Genomic DNA, 17,332 nt, shown 5'->3' with positions numbered 1-17,332 from the left:
GTCAGGGTGCCGTCGGCCCTAGGCTCAGGTCATGCCACGGGCGAGACCCTCCCGGGCGGGTCGGCCGCGGCCGACCCCGACCTGGCGCTGGCGCTCGCGCTGCCGCTGGCGGTGCGGCGTCGGTGGCCGGTGGCGGTCGCCGCCACGGTGGCGCTGGCGCTGCAGGTCCAGGTGGCGGTCGGCGGGGGCCTGCACTTCGGCTCGTTCGTCGCGGTGCTCACTGCGGCCTGGGTGGCCGGGCGGTGGGCGACCGGCTGGGGGCGGGTGTGCGGCGGAGCCGCGCTGTTGCTGGTGGGCATCGTCGCGGCGACCTTGGCCGACCTGGTGGAGACCCCGGGGGAGGCGCTGATCCCCTCCTTCTACGTGGCGGCGGCGACCGGTGCCGGGCGCGTCGTCCACGTGCTGGCGACCCAGGCCGAGGACCTGCGTCGGCTCAACGAGGCGCTGGCCCGGGAGCGGGACGCCTCGGTGCGGCTCGCCGTGGCCACAGAGCGGATGCGGCTCTCCCGGGACCTGCACGACTCGGTCGCGCACACGCTGATGGTCACGGTGGTGCAGTCGGAGGTTGCCGTGGCGGCGCTGCCCGACGACCCGGAGGCCGCGCGTGCCGCCGTACGACGCGTGGGCGACGCCGGCCGGCGAGGCCTGGCCGACCTGCGGTCGACGCTGCGGGTGCTGCGGTCGCCGGGGGAGGGGTCGGGAGGCGGCACCCTGGCTGAGCTGCCGGTGCTCGCCGGCGTCCTCACCGACTCCGGTCTCGACGTCGCCGTCGACCTGGTCGGCGACCCCGGGACGGTGCCCGAGGCGCTCTCGCGCGACCTCTTCCGGGTCGTCCGGGAGGCCTTGACCAACGTCGTGAAGCACAGCGGCGCCAGCTCCGCGCGGGTGACCCTCGCGTGCCGGCCCGACCGGGTCGACCTCGAGGTGCGGGACCCGGGCCCGGTCGCCTCCGGGGAGCGGGTGACCGACGGCCACCGCCTCCCTCGACCCCGTCGCGACGGTGGGCCGATTGTGACGGCGCCCGGGACGGGATCGAGGCGACCCGTCAGCTGCTCGCCGACCGACCGGCCCCCACCCGGGTCGTCGTGCTCACCACCTTCGACGAGGACGAGCTGGTGACGGCCGCCCTCCGCGCCGGGGCCAGCGGTTTCCTGCTCAAGGACCTGCCGCGGCACCGACTGGTGGAGTCGGTGCTGGCCGTCCACGCCGGCGAGCTCCAGCTGTCGACGAGCGTCACCCGTCGCCTCGTCGACCGCCAGCTCGGCCGACAGCCGTCGCCCGCGCGGCTGGCGGCGTTCGGGCGGCTCACGGCGCGGGAGGTCGAGGTCCTCGCGCTGGTCGCCCGCGGCGCGACGAACGGCGAGATCTGCGCGGAGCTGCACCTCAGCGAGAGCACGGTGAAGACGCACGTCGGCAGGCTGCTCGAGAAGCTCGCCGTGCGGGACAGGGTGCAGCTGGTGATCGCCGGCTACGACCTCGGAGTGGTCGACTGACGACTTTTTCGCACGTGCATCCACTGTCCGGGACGGAGGCGCTGTGCGGGGCAGGATTGTCGGTGGTGACGGCTTGACTGGGGTCATGGATCTCGGGGGTGCGGCCACGCGTGTGGTGCTGGAGGAGCTGTCGCAGGCGCGGCTGCTCGACCACGCCGCCCAGGTGTCGCGGGCCCGCCGTGAGCTGGAGGTCCACGAGCTGCGGATCGCGGTCCAGCACGCGGTGCTCAACAACCCCGAGACCCTCGACCCGGCCGCGTCCCGGCTCCCGGGGCGGGAGCGGGCCCGCCGCTACGGCGGGCTGGGCACCCCGCGGGTTGCGGAGTTCTGCTGCGCCGACCTGGCCGCCCGGCTCGGGATCAGCCCGTACGCCGGTGCCTCGCTGATCGGTGACGCGCTGGACCTGCTGATCCGGCTCCCGCGGTTGTGGGCCCGGGTGCAGGCCCTGGAGGTCCGTGCCTCCTACGCCCGCCACGTGGCCCGCCGCACCCGCGACCTGACCCCCGACCAGGCCGGCTACGTCGACTCTCGGGTCGTCGAGTCCGCCGACGGGCGGATCCCCTGGTCCCGGTTCGAGACCCTGGTCGAGGCCGCGGTCGCGGCCGCCGACCCCGAGGCCACCGCCGAGCGGGAGCGCCGGGCCGCCACCGACCAGTTCGCCAAGCGCACCCGGTCGACCGAGCACGGGATGCGCGGGTTCTACGTCCGCGGCCCCGCCGCGATCATCGCCGTGCTGGACGCCCGGGTCGCCTGGATCGCCGACATCCTCGCCGCCCTGGGCGACCCCGACCCGGTCGACCACCGCCGGGTCAAGGCGCTCGCGGTCCTGGCCAACCCCCACCTCGCCACCGAGCTCGTCACCGCCTTCACCCAGTGGAAGGACCGCCCCGCCGACCCCCCAGCCCCCGCCACGCCCGAGGAGGAAGAGTCGGGACAGGGTCAGGCACACGACGAACCTGCGCGCACCGGCGCCAAGCCGGTCATCGACTGGGCCAGGGTGCTGCCCCAGGTCACCCTGATCGTCCACACCTACGCCCCGGCGTGTGCCTGCGACGAGCCCGGCACCGGGATCCTCCGCCTGCCCGGCGTCGGCCCGGTCACCGCCGACTGGGTCCGCCGGTGGCTCGGCGACGCCGCGTTCACCATCCGCCCCGTCCAGGGCATCGAGGGCCAGGCCCCGGTCGACTCCTACGAGGTCCCCGACTCCCACCGCCGCGCGGTGCAGGTCCTCACCCCCGCCGACGTCTTCCCCTTCGCCACCAACACCGACCCCGACGCCCACGACCTGGACCACACCATCCCCTTCGACCCAGGCACACCGGGCCAGTCACGCATCGGGAACTACAGCCCCCTGACCCGCTTCCACCACCGGATCAAGACCCACGGCGACTGGGACGTCCACCAACCCTTCCCCGGCATCTACCTCTGGCGCGACCCCCACGGCACCCTTTACCTCGTCGACCACACCGGCACACGCCACCTCGACCAGCACCCACGCGTACCACCCGACACCGGCCCGAACCGCCTCACCCACAGCCCGCGTGAGGAACGCTTCCTCCGCCTCCTGGCAGGCTGACGGGCTTCACTCCCGATCGGCGACGGTCGATCCCTCGTGAGCGTGCCGGGCGCAGTGCGCGCAGCAGTAGAAGTGACCGTCGACCTCGGTGCCGTGGCCGATCACCTTGCAGCCGCAGTGCTCGCAGATGGGCGCCATCAGGTGGATCGCGCACTCGAAGCTGTCGAAGGTGTGGGTCTGGCCCGCGGCCGTCACCTCGAAGCTCTTGTCGTAGTCGTTGCCGCAGACCTCGCAGGCAGCCATGGCACTCTCCTCGTCGCTGGACGGACACGCTCTGGACCCCGACCCGTACCCGCCGAGGCCTGGTGTCACCCCAGCCCGAGCCGCGCGGCAGCACCTCGTCAGGCTGACCCTTCGTCGCGCGCGACCCTCAACCCGAGCACGACGCCCCAACCGATGACGCCGAGGAGCAGCAGCAGGCCGCCGGCGGCGCCGACCAGCACGCCGAACAGCTGGCCCGAGGGCGTGGGGGAGACCGCCAGCACGAGGACGGCGGCGAGCTGGAGGAGGAACCCGCCGAGGAGGGAGAGTCCGAGCGCGTTCCGCGCCCGCGCTCCCGGGCTCGGCTCGGGTTCGGCCAGCGGACCGCCGGCCCGTCCCACGGCCTCGAGGATCTGCGTGCCGTGGGCGGAGGAGACCAGTCCGAAGCGGCGCAGGACCGGGGCATCCGCAGCGAGGACCCCCACCCAGTCGGCCTCGGCTCGCACGCGGTAGGTCTCGGACCACCGGAAGACGTGGTCGCCCCGCCCGGTGAAGACGACGAGCGCGCCGTCGCGGACCTGCAGGACGCCGGGTCTCCCGTTGTCCAGGACGGGCCACACCTGCGTGGTGTGCCCGCCGGCCGCCAGGCGCTCGCGCAGCGCCGGTTCCACGTCGATCTCGTCCAGCCGCACGTCGTCCCCCTCGTTCCCCGTGTCGTCGCATCCCCCGCGCCCTCCCGGGGCACGGGGGAGCATGATCGCCCTCCACACCGCCGTCGCGATCGTCCTCGCGATCGGTCTCATCATCCGGTTCAAGGTCGACCCGGTGATCTCCCTGATCGTCGCCTCCCTCTACCTCGGCCTCGCGGGCGGGGTCGGGCTGCAGGGCACGGTGGAGGCGGTCGCGACCGGCTTCGGCGAGATCATGGCCGAGGTCGGCCTGCTCATCGGGTTCGGCGTGCTGATCGGGTCGCTGCTGCAGCAGGCGGGCGCGTTCCGCCGGCTGGTCGCGGTGCTGGTCCGCGTCGTCGGGGCCACCCGCCTGCCCTACGCGCTGTCGGCGATGCTCTCGACGGTGCTGCCGTCGATCTACGTCGACGTCCAGGTCGTGCTCGCCGCGCCGGTCGCCCGCTCGGCCGCCCCGCGGCTCGGGCCGCACGGCCTGCCGCTCTTCGCCTCCGCGCTGGGGCGGGCATCTTCGCCGGCTACGTCTTCGTCATCCCGGGCCTGGCGGCGATCTCGATCGCCGGGCTGCTCGACGTCTCGCTCGGCCTGTGGCTGGTCTACGGCATCGTGCTCGGTCCGGTCACCGCGCTGGTCACCACGTGGCTGATGCGCCTGCTGCTGCGCAGCCGCTACTGGAAGCCCGACGCCGACGAGGAGGGCGCCGAGGAGCTCGACGAGGCGGAGGCCGAGGCGGAGGCCGACCACGCCGAGCACGTCGCCACCCGGCGCCAGCTGCCGCTGCTGGTGCTGCTGCTGCCGATCCTGGTGCCGCTGGTCATGATCGCCTTCGGCGCCTTCGCCGACCTGTTCGACTTCTCGACGCCGCTGATCGCCTTCCTGGGCAACGCCGTCCTCGCGCTCTTCGTCGGCCTCGTCGCCGCCTACGTGCTCTCGCGGGCGACGCTCGGCACCGGCCCCACCCGGCGGGCGATGGAGGAGGGGTTCCACACGACCGGCGAGATCCTGCTGATCACCGGCGTCGGCGGCTCGCTGGGCGCGGTGATCGGCGCGACCGACCTGGGCGACGTGCTGGCGGACCTCTTCTCCGCCGACACCGGCGCCCCGGTCGTGGCGACGATCCTGCTCGCCTGGTTCGTCGCGGCCCTGCTCCACCTGGCGATCGGGTCGGTCTCGGTCGCGGCGATCGCGGCGGCGGGGATCATCGCCCCGATCCTCGGCCAGCTCGAGGTGGCCCCGGTGGCGGTCGGGCTCGCGATCGCCTCAGGCGCGATGTTCGCGCTCCAGGTCAACAGCAACTTCTTCTGGATGTTCAAGGGGCTGCTCGGCCTCTCGACCCAGGGCACGCTCAAGACCCTGACGGTCGCCACCTCGGTGGCGTCCCTGGTCTCGCTCCCGCTGGTGCTGGTGGTCTCGCTCTTCGCCTAGCCGAGCGACCAGTCGCCGCAGCCCGAGGTCTCGAAGAAGAGGTCGTCGGCCAGGGTCACCTCGGCCGCGGCGCCGCCGGCGACGGACTCCTCGGTGACGACGTCGCCGCCGTCCTCCGCCGTCCGCACCACCCAGGTGCAGCTGTCGCTGCCGCCCGAGGACGTCCAGGTGCCGGGGGCCACGTCGACGCCGACCTCGAAGACGCCGTCGCCGACGACGCTGTCGGCCAGGGCCTCCTGCTCCGCGAGCGCCTGCTCGGCGGCCTGCACGGCGGCCGCCCGTCCGTCCAGGGCCTTGGCCCGCGCCGTGGCCTTGCGCTCGCGCTTGCGCAGCTTGCGCTGCGCCTTGGCCAGCTCCTGCTGCTCCTCGGTGAGGGCCTGCTCGCGCCCGGCCAGGTCGGCGTCGCGGGAGCTCAGCTCGGCGGCGCGCAGGTCGGAGTCGTCGTCCTGCAGGCCGAGCGGGTCGAGGGTGCCCACCGCGAAGCCGGCGCCGCCCGCGACCAGCGCGGTCACGAGGACCGCGGCCACGGTGCGACCGGAGCCCCCGTGGGCCTCCTGGTCCGGTGCCGGGACCGGGGCGGCGGCGGGGGCTGCGGCGAGGGGCTGGGTGACCGGCTCGTCGTCGTAGGTCGGCAGCGGCTTCGGGTCGACCTCGAAGCGGCCGTTGGCGACGTCCCTCCAGCTGGGCGGCGGTGTCTCGGTCATGGCGGCAGTGGCGTCCTCGGTCGGGTGCGTCGAGTCCCCCCATGGGCTCGTGTGCACTGGGCTGGTGCACAGTGAAGCCTGTCCGGCCCGCCCAGTGGGCGGGAATCCGCAAAGTGGAACCGCGTGCCTCAGTCCGAACGCACCCGCGCGTAGGCGTGCTGGAGGAAGTCCGACAGCGAGACGACCACCATCACCGCCGCGCCAGCCCGGCTCGCGCGCGGGGCGAAGGTCAGCCCCGCGACGTACGCCGTGCTCACCCAGACGCCCAGGCAGAACGGGCACGTCAGCAGCTCCCCGACCGTGTGCCGGACGTGCCCGTCGTCGCGCGGGCGCTCGACGTGCTCGCCCGACCCCGCCGGCTCCTCGAAGGTGACGAAGGGCGCCCGCAGCGGGCTCGCCACCGACGACTTCGACAGGAGGCGCGTGAGCTTGTGGGCGGCGACCCCGCCCAGGACCAGGTCGCGGACGTCGTACCGCTCCGGGACCGTGCCGGGGCGAGCGCGCGCCACCGCGGCCACGAGGCCCACCAGCGTGGCGTAGGAGAGCATGCTCCCGGCGAAGCCGGCGAGGTTGACCTCGCCGTCGGGGTCGTAGGCGTGCGTGGTGGCCAGCATGGGGGGCGCGTACCCAGCGGGCTCACGCGTCAGTCGGGCAGCACCTCGCCCAGCACCCGCAGCGTGTTGCCGCCCATGATCGCCTCGATCTCCTCCTCGGTGCGGCCGCGGTCGAGCAGCTCCTGGGTGATCACCGCGATCTCGCTGACGTCCCAGGCGACCGTGGTGGCCCCGTCGTAGTCGCTGCCGAGCGCGGCGGTCTCGATCCCGCCGACCTCGATGACGTGCTCCAGGGCATCGACGACGGCCTCGGGGGTGGGGTCGCAGATCGCGGCGTCCCAGTAGCCGATGCCGACGACCCCGCCCGTGGCGGCGACGGCCTCGATCTGCTCGTCGCTGAGGTTGCGGTTGACGTCGCACGTGGCCTGGACGCCGCCGTGGCTGGAGACCAGCGGCTTCGTCGCGGTGGCGAGGATCTCCTCGACCGCCTCGGGGCTGGCGTGCGCGATGTCGACGACGATCCCGAGCTCCTCCATCTCGGCCAGCACCTCGCGGCCGAGGTCGGTCAGGCCGCCCTTCTCCTCCCCGTGCATCGACCCCGACGCCTCGTTGTCGAAGAAGTGGGTGAAGCCGGCCATCCGGACCCCCGCGTCGAAGAGCACGCGGAGGTTGTCGGCGTCGCCCTCGAGGTTGTGCAGGCCCTCGACCGAGAAGAGCGCCCCGGTGACCTGCTCGCCGGCCGCCCGGTCGGCGAGCAGCCGGTCGAGCTCGCCGGCGGTGCGGACCTGGCGCAGCCGGCCCTCGGACTCCTCGACCGCGTCCTGGAGCCGGTCGGCGTGGTAGAGCGAGCGCTCCAGCAGCGAGGTCCAGGTCCGCGGCGGCTGGGCCTGGGCCAGGGTGAGCAGCGTGATGTTGTCGGAGTCGGCCGAGTTGGAGTCGTAGTTCTGCCCCTTGGGCGACTTGGAGACCGAGGAGAAGACCTGGAGCGCGACGTTGCCCTCCTCCAGGCGCGGCAGGTCCATGTGGCCGCGGTCGGCGCGCTCGAGCAGGTCGCGGTTCCACATGAGCGTGTCGGAGTGCATGTCGACGATCGTGAGCTCGTCGTGCAGCGCCTGCGCCTCGGCGGTCACCTCGGGCAGGTCGGCGTCGGTCACCTGGTTGAGCGAGCTCTCCACGATCCGCGGCACGAGCGTGAAGAAGCCCACGAGGGCGAGGACGAGGACCACCACGAGCCCGAGCAGGGTGCGGCGGAGCCAGCGGCGGCGGCGGGGCGGGGCGGCGTAGGGTGCGGCGTCGGGGGGAGTCACGATGCGCAGCGTAGGGCCACGGGCACCCGCCGAGGCGGAATAGCCGGCCGCGTCGGGTCGTTGCAGACCTCAGCCGGTCCGGATCATGCCCCCGGGCTCACACCACGCCGCTACGAGCGGCCTTCCGCCGAGAGGCGGCTGACGGGCCGGTGAGCAACAGCGCGCAGCCGTCCGCGGGGTAAGCCCCCGTCGGGCGGCTGTGTCGTCCCCGCAGGTCGGGTCAGGAACGCCCGCGGAGCCGCCGTACGCCGTCGCGCAGCCAAGCGGCGGCGACCCAGGCGAACCACAGGGCGACCGCCGCAGCGCCGATGCCCCCGCCGACGAGCAGCCCGGTCGTGCCGGCGACGAACCAGCCGACCACGGCGCCCAGGACGACCGGGCCGCCGATGACCAGGAGCTCGAGCAGGCCGTCGCGCAGGTCGCCCGCCATCGAGCGCACGTCGCCCGCGAGCTCCCGGCGCAGGGTGGGGTGGTCGTCGTCCGAAGGGTTCACCGGCCCAGCGTAGGCACCCCGGCTGTGCCGCCCGCCCACCCCGACCTGGGCGGACGCCGGCTCGGATCCGACGTCCGAGACGTCCGTTGACCCCGCTGGGCGACGGCGCACAGCGTCCGGCGCGGTCGCCGACCCGCAGGTGGCCGGCGTCCAGGCCGCACCAGTCGGCGAGCTCGCCGGTCATCCGGTGCACCGCGCGCTCGACGCCGACCCGGCCGAAGCTCTTCCCGACGACCTCCGGGTCCGGACAGGCCACGATCTCGACGTCGAAGAAGTCGCGGTGCCAGACCCGCGGGGTGTACTTCTTCTCGTACTCCCGGCGGAACGCGCCGCCCGGTAGTCCGGGTCGCGCATCAGCTCGTCGCGGACGACCTTCTCGGTGAGGTGGAGGGCGGCCGCCCCGGCACCCAGCTCCTCGAAGATGACGAGGTCGATGCCGTCGGCGTACACCTCGAAGGGCACCGGCAGGTGCTGCCAGCGGAAGTCGGCGCCCAGCCGGTTGACCACGGCGGCCAGCAGGCGCATGAGGTGGATGATGAACGGGATCGCCTTGATGTCGGCGGCCGAGAGGAGGCTGGTGCGCAGCGGGCGCCGTCCGGGTCCGGCGATCGAGTGCAGCGCCTGGAGCAGGATCGTGTGGGGGTGCGAGGCGTCGGGGCCGGCCTGCAGCACCCGGCCGCGGCGCCGCAGGACGCGCCGCAGCCGGCGCATCTCCCGCCCCTTCGCGAACGTCGACGGCAGGGTGCGCGAGCGGCACAGGTCGCCGTCGAGCTTGTCGAAGAGCAGCTGCTGGGCCGACATGCCGACGAAGCCGGCGTCGAGGGCCTGCTCGAGCATCCGCTCCATCCGGCGCTGCTCCTCGGGGGTGGGCCGGACGTCGGCGCGGGTGGCGCGGTCCAGCCCCATCGTGGCGGTGCGGACGTCGGAGTGGCCGAGGAACGCCGCGAGGTTGGGCCCGAGCGGCAGGTTCTCGAGCGCCTCGACGTACGACGCGGCGTCGTGCCAGGTGCGTCCCTCCTGGAGGTGGTCGATGACGTGGCGGCGGGGGATCCCCTCGACCCGGCCGAAGAGGTCGCCGGCGTCGACGCTGTCCACGTGGACCGTCGAGAGCGAGCAGGAGCCCAGCAGCACGGTGGTGACCCCGTGGCGCAGCGACTCCGGCAGCCCAGGAGACGACCGCCACGACCCCGTCGCGGACGCCGAGGTCACGGACCGCCGGTGGCGCCGAAGGTGTCGACGGATGTGGCGTGGGTCACGTCGAAGGTCATGCGTCATGAAAGCGTCCGGACCCCCGCGGGTCAACGAGGCGCTGGGTCAACGAGGCGCTGGGTCAACGAGACGCTGGTCAACGAGGTGCTGGGTCAACGAGGCGCGAGCGCCGCGGCGAGCAGGTCGGCGGTCCGGTCGACCCAGGCGGGGTCGGGCTCGCGGTGGCGGACCAGCTCGGCGAGCCATGCCCCGAAGGCGACGTCGACCACGATCTCGGGCTCGGTGTGGGCCGCCACCCGTCCGGCCGCCACGTCGTCGCCGAGCTGCGCGAGGATCGGTTCAAGTCCGGCCGCCAGGGCGTCGCGCAGCGCGTCGTTGAACTCCGGGTCCGTCCCGGCGAGCACGGCGGCGACCCCGCCCACGCCGATGCCCTCGGAGACCACCTCGCGGGTGCGGGTGAGCACCCAGACGAGCTTGTCCCGGGCGGAGCTCTCCGGCGGCGGCGCCCCCTGGTCGGTGACCCCGGCGAGCACGGCGCGGAGCAGCTCGGTCCGGTCCCGGTAGCGCCGGTAGACCGTGGTGCGGGCGACGCCGGAGCGGGCCGAGACCGAGGCGACGTTGACGGCGCCGGGCCCCTGGGTGCGCAGCAGGGCCAGGGCGGCGTCGGTGATGCGCTGCTCGGTCTCGGGTCGTCGGGGACGGCCGACGGGGGCGTGGGAGGTCACCCGTGCAGTATCGGGGTCGGGCCGGGAGGTTTGGGGGCCCCGCTCGCTTTCGCTACAGTTGATGTATCGAAAAGTGAGAGGAGAGCAGCATGGAGACCACGACGATGGTGTGGGTCCTGCTCGGTGTCGCGGCGGTCGTCGGCGCGATCGTCTTCGGAGGGTCGAGCCTCGTGTACTTCCGGGAGCAGCGGCGCCCCCTGCCGCCCAAGCCGACGGCCCGCGAGGTCGAGCGGGAGCGGGCGCGGCACGCGGCGAAGTGGGAGGGGGTGGCCTGACGCGTGTGAGGCGCGGCACACTGGGTACCCCGTCGCCCATCAAGGAGCGCACGGAAGGGGTCCCATGGAGCACGAGCGCAGCCACCTCGCGCTGGCCGGATCCTCCCTGGAGGAGGACCGGGAGCGCTACCGCTCGCTCTTCCTGCACACTCCCCACGCGGCGTTCGCCCTCGACCTCGACGGCTGCTACCAGGCGGTGAACCCCGCCAGCACCGCCCTCACCGGCTACACCGAGGACGAGTTCCTCGCGATGGGCTACGACGAGGTGATCCACCCCGACGACCTCCAGCGGGTGGTCGACACCTTCCGCGAGGTCGCCGCCGGCCACCCGGCGACGGTCGCCTGCGGGGTGCGGCGCAAGGACGGCGCCCGGGTCGAGGTCGAGATCACGGGCGTGCCGGTGATCGTCGACGGCCGCGTGATCGGCGTCCACGGGGTCGCCCAGGACGTCACGGAGCGGAACCGGGCGCTGCGCGAGCTCGAGACCGCCCGCAAGGTCGCCGAGGAGGCGAACGACGCGAAGTCGCTCTTCCTGGCCAACGTCAGCCACGAGCTGCGCACGCCGCTGGCGGCGGCCGTCGCCGCCCTCGAGCTGCTCGAGGACGTCCCGATGCCGGATCTCGGCAAGAACCTCGTCGCGACGGTCCAGCGCTCGGGCGACCGGCTCTCCCGGCTCGTCGACGACCTGCTCGACTTCATCGACCTCGCCACCGGGCGCGCCAAGCTGCACCTCGCCCGGTTCGAGCCGCGCGCCACCCTGGCCCAGCTGACGGAGATTTTCGCCCCCGAGGCGGCGGCCCGCGGCCTCGAGATGTCGGTGGAGATCGACCCGGAGGTCCCCGACGTCCTGCTGGGCGACGCGCCCCGGCTCAACTGGATGGCATACATCCTGCTCGAGAACGCCCTGAAGTTCACCGACGAGGGCGGGATCCGGGTCCGCTGCCGCGTCGTGGGCGGGCTGGGTGCGCCCGACGAGCCCGTCGACGTCTGCCTCGAGGTGGCCGACACCGGGATCGGGATCAGCCCGGAACGGCAGGGCCTCCTCTTCGACCCGTTCGTGCAGGGCGATGGCTCGATGACGCGGCGGCACGGCGGCACGGGTCTGGGCCTGGCGATCTTCCGGGAGCTGGTCACGCTGCACGGCGGCAGCTACGCCCTGACCAGCGAGGTCGGGGTGGGGACGACGGTGAGCGTGACCGTCCCGATGGTCAGGGCGCCGCAGGAGGAGCCGGCAGCCGGACGCTGAACCGCGCCCCGCCGCGCGGAGAGGCGTCGACCGTGCAGGTCCCGCCGTGCGCCTCCACCACCGACCGGACGATGGCGAGGCCCAGCCCGCTGCCGCCGTCGTCCCGGGCCCGTGCCTCGTCCAGCCGCACGAACCGCTCGAAGACCCGCTCGCGCTCCTCGACCGGCACCCCGGGTCCGTCGTCCTCCACGGTGAGCAGCACCCCCTCGCCGGCCTCGCGCAGCCCGACGGCGACCGTCGTGCGGGCGTGCCGGGCGGCGTTGTCGAGCAGGTTGCGGACCACCTGGCCGAGCGCCACCGGGTCGCCGAGGACCCGGGCCGGGCCGACGTCGCCGGTCTCCACCCGCACCCGGTCGTCACAGGCGCGCAGGCGCCGTACGTCGTCGAGCACGAGGTCGTCCAGGTCGACCTCCTGCCGGGTCGCCGCCCCCGCGCCCGCGCGGGTGAGCAGCAGCAGCTGCTCGACCAGCTGCTGCAGCCGCACGGACTCCTCCAGCACCGCCTCGGCCAGCTCGCCCTCGGGCAGCGCACCCGGGTGGGCGACCGCGACCTCGGCGGTCTGCCGGATCCCGGCGAGGGGGGAGCGCAGCTCGTGCGAGGCGTCGGCGACGAAGCGCCGCTGCCGCTCGTGGGAGTCCTGGAGGCGACCCAGCATCTGGTTCATCGTGCGGGCCAGCCGGTGCACCTCGTCGCGCGAGGCCGGCTCCGGCACCCGGCGCTCGAGCGCGTCGGCGGTGATCTGCTCCACCTCGCGGCGGATCCGCTCCACCGGCGCCAGCGCCCGGCCCGTCACCACCCACGTCGTCCCGGCGACGAGCAGGAGGAGCGTCGGCAGGCCGACCAGGAGCGGAGGGACCAGCGCGTCGGTCGAGTCCTCCACCTCCTCGAGGCTGGCTGCCACCACCACCTCGACCCGCCGGCCGTCGGGAGCGTCGGCGCGCTCGTCGTCCACGACGTACCCCTCGCCCGCGTCCGGCAGGCCGGGGACGCCGGCCAGCACCCGCCCGTCCTCGGCGCGCACCTGCCAGACCAGCTCGTCGTCGGGCTCCGCGTCAGGATCGCCCGCGGGCATGCCCCCCGCCTCGACCTGCGCCACCAGGGCGTCGAGCTGCTGCTCGACGGTCGCCTCGACGCCGTCGGCCAGGGAGGCGCGGACCAGCGCGACCAGGGCCAGCGCCCCCAGCCCCAGCGCCACGGCGACGACCAGGGTGGCGGCGGTGGTGGTGCGGACCCGGACGGACGCCGCGCGCTCAGCCACCGTCGCTCGCCAACCGGTAGCCCGCGCCCCGTAGCGTCTGGATCGCCTCGCGCCCGAAGGGGCGGTCGATCTTGTTGCGCAGGTGCCGCACGTAGACCTCCACGATGTTGGGGTCGCCGTCGAAGTCGGAGTCCCAGACCGAGTCGAGGATGCGGGTCTTGGAGAGCACGTCGCCCCGGTGCCGGACGAGCAGCTCGAGCAGCGAGAACTCGCGCGCGGTGAGCCCGAGCTCGACCTCCCCGCGCCAGGCCCGGCGGGCGGCCGGGTCGAGCCGCAGGTCGCCGGCCGTCAGCTCGGTCGGGCGCGGTCGCGCGCCGCGTCGTACGACGGCCCGCAGGCGCGCCACCAGCACCGGGAAGGAGAACGGCTTGGTGAGGTAGTCGTCGGCGCCGGTGTCCAGCCCCTCGACCTGGTCCCACTCGCCGTCCTTGGCGGTGAGCATCAGCACCGGGGTCCAGTTGCCCTCGGCCCGGAGCGTCTCGCAGACCTTGTAGCCGTTGATCCCCGGCAGCATCAGGTCGAGCAGGATCGCGTCGTAGTCGTGCTCCCGGGCCAGCCAGAGGCCGTCGGTGCCGTCGGCCGCGAGGTCGACGGCGAACCCCTCGGCCTGCAGCCCGACCTGCAGGGAGCGCGCGAGGCGGCGTTCGTCCTCGACGACGAGCACCCGCATCTGCTCTGCCTCCTCGCTCGGTGGACCGGACCCCGCCAAGTGTGGCCGAGGGCGCCTGAACGGACGCTGAACGGCGGAGCCCCGGCCGGGCGTTACCCTCGACGCCGAGCACTCGGGGGAGGAGTCGCATGAGCAGGACACGTGCACGGCGGGGAGCCGGGGCGGCCGCGGTGCTGCTGGCCGCAGGGCTCGTCGGGGTGCCGGCTTCCGCCGGCGCCGACCCGGCCGTGAACATCGTCGGCAAGGTCGAGGTCACCTCCCCGGGCCACCTGCAGGTGCGGGTGGCGGGCACCGTCACCGACCCGGACCCCGGCACCGGAACGGTCACCCTGAAGATCTACGTCCACGACGGGAGCGGCAGAGGCCCCTACCTCCGGGAGACCGACGCGAACGGCCTCATCGACGTCGTGCTGCCCTCGGCCCTGGGCGGCGAGGTGAAGTTCGACGTCTGGGCGCTCGACGAGCTCCCCGGCGGTGCGCCGAACATGAAGAGCGCCGACCCGGGCGCGCAGCACGCCGCCTTCCTGGGCGGCACGTACTTCGGCGGCCCGCCGGTCAACGTCTTCGTGGACAAGTCCCCGCCGGTCACGCGGGTGACCTCCGGCCCCGTCAGCCCGGTGCAGGTGGAGCCGGGGACGACGCGGCCGATGCCGTTCACCTTCACCGCGAGCGAGGCCGTCTCCGGGTTCACGTGCAGCCTGGACGCGGCCGGCGTCTCGACCCGGGGGTGGGTCGCGTGCGCCAGCCCCTACGAGGTGCCGGTCGGGGTCGGCGCGTGGGAGTTCCGGGTCCGCGCCATGGACCTCGCGGGCAACCAGGGTGCGGAGGCGGTGCATCCGTTCAGCGTGGTGCCGGCCGAGGCCGTCCCCGCCGAGGACCCGGTCACGGGCCTGCCCGCCGGGGCCCCGGTCGACGTCAGCGTCAAGGCGGTGCGCAAGAAGTCGCGGCTGCGGGTCGGGGTGGTCCCGGCCAGCGCCGCGGTGGACTTCGCCTTCGTGGTGGAGCGCCAGGTGCGGAAGAAGGGCCGGAAGGTCTGGAAGCGGGTCAAGCGCTCGACCACCCGCCAGGAGGCCGAGACCCGGGTGCTCGACCTGCGCCGGGGGAGGTACCGGGTGCTGGTCCCGGCGCAGCACGGGCTGGCCGCGGCCCGCAGCAAGGTCGTGAGGCTGCGGCGGTGAGCCGGCTGGCGCGCCGGCTCGTCCCGACCCTCCTGCCGGCACTCCTGCTGGCGCTCGGGCCCGCGCTCCCGGCGGTGGCGGGCGACTCGCAGTTCCCGGAGGTGCTCACCCCCTTCGTCGTGACCTCGCCGGGGCACCTGCAGGTCCGCGCCACGGGACAGGTGAAGGACCCCGACGACGGCACCCGCCCGGTGGACCTCAACGTCTTCGTCCACGACGACGAGGGGACGCAGCTCTTCCAGCTCACCGCCGGCCCCGACGGCTTCTTCGACACCACCGTCACGGTGCGCAAGGGCGGTCCCGTCAGGGTGGACATCTGGGCGATCGACCAGCTCCCGGGCGGGGCCGTCCACTACCAGGCCGACGGGACGTCCCCCTATGCGTGGGACCCCGTGAGCGGCCTGTCCCTGTCGGTCTTCGTGGACACCGCCCCGCCGGTCACGACGATCACGTCGGGGCCGTCGGGCCCCGTCCAGGTCGAGCCGGGGACGACGCGTGCGGTGCCGTTCACCTTCACGGCGACCGAGGCGGCGACGTTCACGTGCAGCCTGGACGCCGTCGGCACGACGTCGCGGGACTGGCAGCCCTGCGCGAGCCCCCACCAGGTCTCGGTCGGGGTCGGCGCGTGGGAGTTCCGGGTGCGGGCGCGCGACGCCGTGGGCAACCAGGGCGCGGAGGCGGTGCAGGGGTTCACCGTGGTGCCGGCCCAGGCCGTGCCGGTCGAGGTGGACCCGGTCCCGGGACAGGTCGCGGTGCAGGTCGGGGCGGTGCGGAGGAAGTCGCGGCTCCGGGTCGCGGTGGCGCCGGCGAGCGCCGCCGTCGACTACGCGCTCGTCGTGGAGCGGCAGGTCCGCAAGAGGGGGAGGAAGACGTGGAAGCAGGTCACGAGGTCGACCACGCGCGGGGCCGACGAGTCCCGGGTGCTCGACCTGCGCCGGGGGAGGTACCGGGTGCTGGTCCCGGCGCAGCACGGGCTGGCCGCGGCCCGCAGCAAGGTCGTGAGGTTGCGGCGGTGACGCGGGCCGCCCGGCGGGGGCTCTCCGCGGTGGTGCTCGTGCTGGCGGTTCTCACCGTGGTGACGACGCCGCCCGCGAGCGCCGTCCAGCCCCGCGGGACGATCGACGTCCTGGGGTCTCCCGCGGGTGGGCTGGTCCGGGTGGCCGGATGGGCCTACGACCCCGACGTCCCGGAGGGCAGCATCTCGATCCACGTCTACGTCACCGGTCCCGACGGCCAGCAGGAGGGCCACAACCTGGGGCCGACGACCGGGGTCCGCCCGGACGGGACCCGACGGGGCTTCGACGCGACGCTCGAGACCCGGTTCTCCGGCGACGTCACCGTCGACGTGTGGGCCATCAACGCGGTCGGCGACGACCCGCACACCCGGCTGACGAGCCGGGTGGTGTCCGTGGCGACGCCGCACCCCACCGGCACCCTGACCTCGGTGGAGTCACCGGCGCACCGCACCGTGCGGGTCCGCGGGACCGCGCAGGACGCCTCCGACCTCACGCGACCCGTCACGGTCCACGCCTACGTCGGCGGCGGCTGGGACACCCCCGGTGTCGAGGGCCCGTTCGTCGGGAACGCCGAGCCCGGCGGCGGCTTCGACTTCACCTTCCAGACCGTGACGAAGGCGGGGGACCAGGAGGTCTTCGTCTACGCGGTCAACCACGGGACCGGGTGGGACCAGCTGCTCGGCACCCGCCGGACCAACGTCGTGCTCGACACGACGCCGCCCGTGGCGCCGCGGATCACCGGGGCGCCGCCGAGCCCGGCGGGGTCGGGCCCGGTGCAGGTGTCGTTCGCGGGGGACGAGCCGGGCGTGCGGTTCGAGTGCAACTGGAACCGGGCGGGCTGGCAGGCGTGCGCGAGCCCGGCCTCTCGCACGCTCGACCAGGGGGTGCACCGGTTCGAGGTGCGGGCGATCGACCCCGTCGGGCTGGTCGGTCCGACGACCGAGCTGCGGTTCGAGGTGGTGCCGGGTGCGGCGCCCCCTCCGGTGGTCGACCCGGTGATCGGGCTGCCCGTCGCGCCCGCCGAGGCGGTGGTCGCGGCCACGGCGGTGCGGAGGAAGTCGCGGCTGCGGGTGCGGGTGCAGCCGGCCAGCGCGGCGGTCGACTACGCGTTCGTGGTGCAGCGCCAGGTGCGGAGGAAGGGTCGCAAGGTCTGGAAGCAGGTCAAGCGGTCGACCACCCGGGGGCCGGCCGAGAGCCGGGTGCTGGACCTGCGCCGGGGCCGCTACCGGGTCGTGCTGCCAGCCCAGCACGGTGTGGCCGAGGCCGTCAGCCGGGTCGTCCGGCTGCGTCGCTGACGTCGCCGGGCATGCTGGAAC

General features: G+C 74.3%; 20 protein-coding genes. 10 read left to right on the top strand and 10 right to left on the bottom strand.

All coding sequences use genetic code 11. From position 1 onward, the window contains the following. The first annotated feature begins 6 nt into the window (after window positions 1-6). From DNK53_RS17925 to DNK53_RS01535, 3 genes are all read left to right on the top strand, one after another. Window positions 7-1,119: a sensor histidine kinase gene (locus DNK53_RS17925; protein ID WP_110180547.1), complete on the top strand. Its 1,113-nt coding sequence runs from the start codon at window positions 7-9 to the stop codon at window positions 1,117-1,119. Continuing rightward, complete coding sequence (locus DNK53_RS01540) at window positions 1,032-1,493, top strand: LuxR C-terminal-related transcriptional regulator (RefSeq protein WP_239456373.1); 462 nt, start codon at window positions 1,032-1,034, stop codon at window positions 1,491-1,493. Before DNK53_RS17925 ends, DNK53_RS01540 begins: the two co-directional genes overlap by 88 nt. 85 nt (window positions 1,494-1,578) lie before the next feature. Beyond that, a complete protein-coding gene (locus DNK53_RS01535; RefSeq protein WP_162599705.1) occupies window positions 1,579-3,069 on the top strand; it encodes a DUF222 domain-containing protein in 1,491 nt (496 codons plus the stop codon). A gap of 6 nt (window positions 3,070-3,075) precedes the next feature. On the opposite strand, the gene DNK53_RS01530 is transcribed toward DNK53_RS01535, so the two are convergent. Together DNK53_RS01530 and DNK53_RS01525 are read right to left on the bottom strand one after the other, a co-directional pair. Then, on the bottom strand, window positions 3,076-3,312 hold the full coding sequence (locus DNK53_RS01530) for a Prokaryotic metallothionein (RefSeq protein WP_110180544.1): 237 nt from the start codon (window positions 3,310-3,312) through the stop codon (window positions 3,076-3,078). Window positions 3,313-3,410: 98 nt separating this feature from the next. Continuing rightward, window positions 3,411-3,962 carry a hypothetical protein gene (locus tag DNK53_RS01525; protein WP_110180543.1) on the bottom strand — a complete coding sequence of 184 codons (552 nt, stop codon included), beginning with the start codon at window positions 3,960-3,962 and terminating at the stop codon, window positions 3,411-3,413. A gap of 61 nt (window positions 3,963-4,023) precedes the next feature. Between DNK53_RS01525 and DNK53_RS18270 the strand changes: the two genes are divergently transcribed. Further along, complete coding sequence (locus DNK53_RS18270; RefSeq protein WP_275425733.1) at window positions 4,024-4,602, top strand: GntT/GntP/DsdX family permease; 579 nt, start codon at window positions 4,024-4,026, stop codon at window positions 4,600-4,602. Continuing rightward, the gene (locus DNK53_RS17920; RefSeq protein WP_275425732.1) at window positions 4,488-5,381 is read left to right on the top strand and encodes a GntT/GntP/DsdX family permease; all 894 of its coding nucleotides are present in this window, start codon (window positions 4,488-4,490) and stop codon (window positions 5,379-5,381) included. The genes DNK53_RS18270 and DNK53_RS17920 overlap by 115 nt, the downstream gene beginning before the upstream one ends. On the opposite strand, the gene DNK53_RS01515 is transcribed toward DNK53_RS17920, so the two are convergent. From DNK53_RS01515 to DNK53_RS17300, 6 genes are all read right to left on the bottom strand, one after another. Beyond that, the gene (locus DNK53_RS01515; RefSeq protein WP_110180542.1) at window positions 5,378-6,085 is read right to left on the bottom strand and encodes a hypothetical protein; all 708 of its coding nucleotides are present in this window, start codon (window positions 6,083-6,085) and stop codon (window positions 5,378-5,380) included. The two genes, DNK53_RS17920 and DNK53_RS01515, sit on opposite strands and share 4 nt — an antisense overlap. 128 nt (window positions 6,086-6,213) lie before the next feature. Continuing rightward, window positions 6,214-6,699: a DUF1360 domain-containing protein gene (locus DNK53_RS01510; RefSeq protein ID WP_110180541.1), complete on the bottom strand. Its 486-nt coding sequence runs from the start codon at window positions 6,697-6,699 to the stop codon at window positions 6,214-6,216. A 29-nt stretch (window positions 6,700-6,728) separates the two neighbouring features. Next, entirely contained in the window at window positions 6,729-7,946 is a 1,218-nt protein-coding gene (locus DNK53_RS01505; protein WP_110180540.1) for a dipeptidase, read from the bottom strand. Window positions 7,947-8,166: 220 nt separating this feature from the next. Next, window positions 8,167-8,439, bottom strand: coding sequence for a hypothetical protein (locus tag DNK53_RS17305; RefSeq protein WP_162599674.1), 273 nt, complete (start codon window positions 8,437-8,439; stop codon window positions 8,167-8,169). Window positions 8,440-8,619: 180 nt separating this feature from the next. Then, window positions 8,620-9,648 carry a hypothetical protein gene (locus DNK53_RS01500; RefSeq protein ID WP_204163701.1) on the bottom strand — a complete coding sequence of 343 codons (1,029 nt, stop codon included), beginning with the start codon at window positions 9,646-9,648 and terminating at the stop codon, window positions 8,620-8,622. A gap of 152 nt (window positions 9,649-9,800) precedes the next feature. Beyond that, window positions 9,801-10,373, bottom strand: coding sequence for a TetR/AcrR family transcriptional regulator (locus DNK53_RS17300; protein ID WP_162599704.1), 573 nt, complete (start codon window positions 10,371-10,373; stop codon window positions 9,801-9,803). An 89-nt stretch (window positions 10,374-10,462) separates the two neighbouring features. Between DNK53_RS17300 and DNK53_RS17295 the strand changes: the two genes are divergently transcribed. Next, the gene (locus DNK53_RS17295; RefSeq protein WP_162599703.1) at window positions 10,463-10,648 is read left to right on the top strand and encodes a hypothetical protein; all 186 of its coding nucleotides are present in this window, start codon (window positions 10,463-10,465) and stop codon (window positions 10,646-10,648) included. A 64-nt stretch (window positions 10,649-10,712) separates the two neighbouring features. Beyond that, entirely contained in the window at window positions 10,713-11,894 is a 1,182-nt protein-coding gene (locus DNK53_RS01490) for a PAS domain-containing sensor histidine kinase (protein WP_110180538.1), read from the top strand. Here DNK53_RS01490 and DNK53_RS01485 read toward each other — a convergent pair. Then, window positions 11,857-13,152 carry a sensor histidine kinase gene (locus DNK53_RS01485; RefSeq protein ID WP_110180537.1) on the bottom strand — a complete coding sequence of 432 codons (1,296 nt, stop codon included), beginning with the start codon at window positions 13,150-13,152 and terminating at the stop codon, window positions 11,857-11,859. The two genes, DNK53_RS01490 and DNK53_RS01485, sit on opposite strands and share 38 nt — an antisense overlap. Then, window positions 13,145-13,822 (bottom strand): response regulator transcription factor, encoded by a 678-nt coding sequence (locus DNK53_RS01480; RefSeq protein ID WP_110180536.1) that lies wholly within the window; start codon window positions 13,820-13,822, stop codon window positions 13,145-13,147. Before DNK53_RS01480 ends, DNK53_RS01485 begins: the two co-directional genes overlap by 8 nt. Before the next feature lie 128 nt (window positions 13,823-13,950). Between DNK53_RS01480 and DNK53_RS01475 the strand changes: the two genes are divergently transcribed. Genes DNK53_RS01475 through DNK53_RS01465 form a run of 3 tightly spaced genes read left to right on the top strand, consistent with a single transcriptional unit; the run spans window position 13,951 to window position 17,311 of the window. Further along, window positions 13,951-15,000 (top strand): hypothetical protein, encoded by a 1,050-nt coding sequence (locus tag DNK53_RS01475; RefSeq protein WP_162599702.1) that lies wholly within the window; start codon window positions 13,951-13,953, stop codon window positions 14,998-15,000. Beyond that, entirely contained in the window at window positions 14,997-16,016 is a 1,020-nt protein-coding gene (locus DNK53_RS01470) for a hypothetical protein (protein WP_110180534.1), read from the top strand. The genes DNK53_RS01475 and DNK53_RS01470 overlap by 4 nt, the downstream gene beginning before the upstream one ends. Beyond that, window positions 16,013-17,311: a hypothetical protein gene (locus DNK53_RS01465; RefSeq protein WP_110180533.1), complete on the top strand. Its 1,299-nt coding sequence runs from the start codon at window positions 16,013-16,015 to the stop codon at window positions 17,309-17,311. Before DNK53_RS01470 ends, DNK53_RS01465 begins: the two co-directional genes overlap by 4 nt. Window positions 17,312-17,332 lie beyond the last annotated feature (21 nt).

The sequence above is a fragment of the Nocardioides solisilvae genome, from assembly GCF_003194625.1.
Lineage (GTDB): Bacteria > Actinomycetota > Actinomycetes > Propionibacteriales > Nocardioidaceae > Nocardioides > Nocardioides solisilvae.
The sequence above is the reverse complement of the archived record's forward strand: the minus strand, read 5'-3'. Positions and strand labels throughout refer to the sequence as shown.

Coding starts and splice junctions, on each gene's coding strand:
- DNK53_RS18270 (WP_275425733.1), top strand. CDS start 4,024: ATGATCGCCCTCCACACCGCCGTCGCGATCGTCCTCGCGATCGGTCTC.
- DNK53_RS01510 (WP_110180541.1), bottom strand. CDS start 6,699: ATGCTGGCCACCACGCACGCCTACGACCCCGACGGCGAGGTCAACCTC.
- DNK53_RS01475 (WP_162599702.1), top strand. CDS start 13,951: ATGAGCAGGACACGTGCACGGCGGGGAGCCGGGGCGGCCGCGGTGCTG.
- DNK53_RS01515 (WP_110180542.1), bottom strand. CDS start 6,085: ATGACCGAGACACCGCCGCCCAGCTGGAGGGACGTCGCCAACGGCCGC.
- DNK53_RS01490 (WP_110180538.1), top strand. CDS start 10,713: ATGGAGCACGAGCGCAGCCACCTCGCGCTGGCCGGATCCTCCCTGGAG.
- DNK53_RS17295 (WP_162599703.1), top strand. CDS start 10,463: ATGGAGACCACGACGATGGTGTGGGTCCTGCTCGGTGTCGCGGCGGTC.
- DNK53_RS01480 (WP_110180536.1), bottom strand. CDS start 13,822: ATGCGGGTGCTCGTCGTCGAGGACGAACGCCGCCTCGCGCGCTCCCTG.
- DNK53_RS01535 (WP_162599705.1), top strand. CDS start 1,579: ATGGATCTCGGGGGTGCGGCCACGCGTGTGGTGCTGGAGGAGCTGTCG.
- DNK53_RS01530 (WP_110180544.1), bottom strand. CDS start 3,312: ATGGCTGCCTGCGAGGTCTGCGGCAACGACTACGACAAGAGCTTCGAG.